This window comes from Acidithiobacillus sp. TH-A36, assembly GCF_057473445.1.
The window spans coordinates 1-3,945 of the sequence record NZ_JBYCKP010000705.1; the positions used below are offsets into that span (position 1 = coordinate 1).

Genomic DNA, 3,945 nt, shown 5'->3' on the forward strand with positions numbered 1-3,945 from the left:
TGCGTGGTTCCAGCTACCGCTGGAATGGAGATCTGCACATGAATCCTGGTAATCCGGTATACGATTACATGGTCAACAAGGAACCTTATTATCATCCGCAAGGGGATGAGATTGTCCTGTTTACCGCAGCCTATGCCCGGCGCTTGCCGGTCATGATCAAAGGCCCCACGGGCTGCGGCAAATCCCGATTCGTGGAATACATGGCCTGGAAACTGGGCAAGCCCCTGATCACGGTGGCTTGCAATGAAGATATGACCGCTGCAGATCTGGTGGGCCGCTGGCTCCTGGATGCAGAGGGGACCCGCTGGCAGGATGGTCCCCTCACAGTGGCGGCTCGCTATGGTGCCATCTGCTATCTGGATGAAATTGTCGAAGCCCGACAGGATAGTACCGTGGTCATCCACCCCCTGACTGACCATCGTCGCCAGCTCCCGCTGGACAAAAAAGGGGAACTGATTCAGGCGCACGCCGATTTCCAGCTGGTGATTTCCTACAATCCGGGATATCAGTCCTTGATGAAGGACCTCAAACAGTCCACCAAGCAGCGTTTCGCCGCTTTTCGCTTTGATTATCCGGAAACAAAGGTGGAAACAGAAATCCTGGTCCGTGAAGTGGGTATTCCTGAACAGACTGCGGAACAACTGGTTGCCCTGGCCAAAAGTTCCCGTAACCTGAAAGGACATGGCATGGATGAAGGAATATCGACACGCTTGCTGGTTTACGCAGCATCTCTCATTGCCGATGGGGTGCCCGCAACACGCGCCTGCCGGATGGCGCTGATGGACCCGATTACGGATGATGAGGACATACGCAGCACACTGGAGCATGCCATCGATGCCACCTTCAACTGACGCAGAAACCGGGTCAGCGATTCCGCCCGACGAGGACTACTGGCGGCGTCATCTGGACTGTGCTTTTAGCTCAGTGCAGGCGGTTTTTGCGGACTGCTTCACGATTGCCGGTGCGCAGTGGCAGGAGCAGGAATTGTTCGCTTATATAGATGCTGCCCGCTTTTTGTGCAAATTGGGGCGGGGTGCCGAGCCGGTGATGGCCTTTCTGGAAGGCTGGCCGGAAGTGGTCGCTGCTGCCGGTCACGACTGTATCGATCCGGTTTTGCAGTGGGTGGCGAAAATCCAGCGTTCGCCCAATGGTGATGTTATCGGATTGTTTTTCCAGACGCTTCCTGCCGTTACCCGGGCTTTGCCCAACCAGACGCTGCTTCGCGACTATCTCGATTTGCTGACGGATATTGCCGAGCGCAGCAGCACCTCCATCCATGGCCGCCACGCCATTCTCCCCAGCCGTGCCTTGCCTGAATTCATTCGCCTGGCGGCCGAACTCCTGCAAAAGGTGAATCTGGAGGGACTGCAGACCTGGGCAGAATACGGGTTGCGCTATTATGCCAGTAACCCCGAACGTCAGGCGGATTATTTTGCCCTGCAAAGTGCAGACAGTCGGGCCATTTTTCAGGAACAGCGCGACGGTACCCTGCTGCGCACCCACGAGCGTGAGATGGACCTCTATCTGCGCGCCCTTTGGGATGAACCCGCCATGCTGGTTCCTTATTCAGAAGCTTTTGATCATCTGCGTCGGCCCCAGCCTTACCTGGATTCCCTGGGTATGCATCTGCCGGACCTGTACCATGATCGGGAGGGTATATCGGGCCTGGATCAATACCGTCTGGCCCTCGCCCATCTTGCCGCCCATCGCCGCTACAGTCAGGCCCTCCTTGCCGATAACTGGAGTCCCTTTCAGCGCTTGTACATCGAATATTTTGAAGATGCGCGCGTGGACACCCTGATTTTGCGGCGTTTTCCAGGGCTGCGGGCGCTGATGCTGCAATTACATCCCCATCCTCAGGAAGAGGCCTGCGATTCCGGGCAGGAATCCTGCATACGTCATCGTCTGACCCTGTTTTCCCGCGCCATTCTCGATCCTGAGCATGGTTACCAGAACCCCGTTCTCCGGCAATTTGTCCAGCGCTTTCACGAGCAAATGCTGAACAGCTCGGGCAGCACCCGCAGCATTGCGGAACTCGCCCTGGAATATCTCATTCAGACACGCCTGCCGAGTGACAGTTTTGCCAGGATTCATTTTACCGATACGGAAGTGTCCTACCGGGATGACAACCGCCACCTCTGGCAGTTCATTGATGGAGATCAGGAAAGCGAGGAAGAAAGCAGCCGGGCCGAAGCGGTATCGGAAAACGAATTGACGCTGGTCCGGCACTATCCCGAGTGGGATTACCGATCGCAACATTACCTACCGGATTGGGTCAGTCTCTACGAGCATCTGCATCCACAAGGTTCTGCCAGCGATATCCTGCAGATATTGCAGAAACACGCTGCTTTGGCCAAGCGTCTTGAACGGCTGCTGGATATGCTGAAACCGCAGGATCGCGAACGCCTGCGCCGTCAGGAAGAAGGATCCGACCTGGATCTGGACTGGGCGCTGCGTTCCTGGGTAGATTATCGCTGCCGACAGAATGTCGATCCGCGCATCAACGAAAGTTTTCGCCACGCCCGAAGGAACCTTTCGGTGAGTCTGCTGCTGGATCTTTCCGAATCGCTGAATGATCCGGTTGAGGGTACAGGCTCAGGACCTACCATCCTTTCCCTGGCCCAGGAAGCCGTTACACTGCTAGCCTGGGCGATTGACCGCCTGGGTGACCCCTTTGCCATTTCCGGCTTTTATTCCAACACCCGTCATGAGTTGCGCTACTGGCATATCAAGGGATTTTCTGAACCTTGGCAGGATGCAGTCTACGCACGGCTCGCAGCGCTCCGTGCCGCCTATTCTACGCGCATGGGTGCGGCCTTGCGTCACGCCGGACACTATCTGTCCGGTCAATCTGCCGACAAGCGCCTGCTGCTGATCCTGACCGATGGACAACCGGCCGACATCGATGTGGATGATCCGGATTACCTGCTGGCAGATACCCGTCGCGCCGTTCTGGAGCTGGAGGAGAAGGGCATTTTTTGCCATTGCATCAGCCTTGATCCGCATGCAGACGAATACGTACGAAAAATTTTTGGCAATCGATTCAGCATTATTGATCGGGTTGAATCGTTGCCGGAAAGATTGCCGGAGATTTTTTTAAGCCTGACACGGTGAATGCCTTCATCCTAAAAACGGCAGTTGCCGTGGGTGCTTTTTGCTCCGTTGTTCCTCGCCTGTTGTTCTAGGGCTCATCCTGCTGTCAGGGGAGAACTCGCCCTGCGGGCTCAGACAGCTCTCCTGACGGGCGCAGGATTTCGCCAATAACAACAACGGCTCAAAACAAAAGTCGCTGCAAAGCACCCACGGCAACTGCCGTTTTTAGCTTCATACGTTAATATGGACACGCCGTCCATTTTAACGGACAATCCGGGGCATGAAACAGCTTGCTCAACGTTTGCGTCAGCTTCGCGAAGACCGACAACTTTCCCTGCGTGCCCTGGGAGAAATGGCCGGGGTCTCTTCCAGTGCGCTATCCCAGATTGAAGCTGAGCAGGTTTCCCCCTCCATTGCCACGCTTGAGAAAATTTGCACCGCATTGGGGCTCAGGATTGCCGCACTCCTGGATGAACCGGATAGTGAAGCATCCCCGCTCATTCTCCGTGCCGGACAAAGACGTCGGGTCTATAGTTCAGGGTCGCATGCCACGATTGAACCACTGGCACGAGGATTTTCCCGAAAAAAAATGCAACCGCTGCTGGTCACGCTGGATGCAGGTGGAGAATGTGGAGACCACCCTTACAGCAGTGCCGATGGGGAAGAGTTCGCCATGCTCATCAAGGGAAGCGCGCGCTTTGAACAGCAAGGTTCCAGCTTTGATCTGGATGAGGGGGATGCCGTCTACTATGACCCGCGTCTTTCCCATAACTGGCATAATTTGCATGAATTGCCATCCGTGCTTTTGATTGTGGTGGCGCAATGAACTCCGGCGACTGTCTGCTTTGGGTC

At 55.7% G+C, this 3,945-nt stretch carries 3 protein-coding genes; all 3 read left to right on the top strand.

Features of this window, described 5'->3' with window-relative positions; all coding sequences use genetic code 11:
- Window positions 1-38 precede the first annotated feature (38 nt).
- The 3 genes from AC2VLY_RS17545 to AC2VLY_RS17555 all read left to right on the top strand — a co-directional run bounded on the left by AC2VLY_RS17545 (window position 39) and on the right by AC2VLY_RS17555 (window position 3,919).
- Entirely contained in the window at window positions 39-851 is an 813-nt protein-coding gene (locus AC2VLY_RS17545; RefSeq protein WP_193651300.1) for a CbbQ/NirQ/NorQ/GpvN family protein, read from the top strand.
- Window positions 835-3,114 carry a nitric oxide reductase activation protein NorD gene (locus AC2VLY_RS17550; RefSeq protein WP_486892145.1) on the top strand — a complete coding sequence of 760 codons (2,280 nt, stop codon included), beginning with the start codon at window positions 835-837 and terminating at the stop codon, window positions 3,112-3,114. Before AC2VLY_RS17545 ends, AC2VLY_RS17550 begins: the two co-directional genes overlap by 17 nt.
- A gap of 259 nt (window positions 3,115-3,373) precedes the next feature.
- Complete coding sequence (locus AC2VLY_RS17555; RefSeq protein ID WP_075323287.1) at window positions 3,374-3,919, top strand: helix-turn-helix domain-containing protein; 546 nt, start codon at window positions 3,374-3,376, stop codon at window positions 3,917-3,919.
- Window positions 3,920-3,945: the final 26 nt, after the last annotated feature.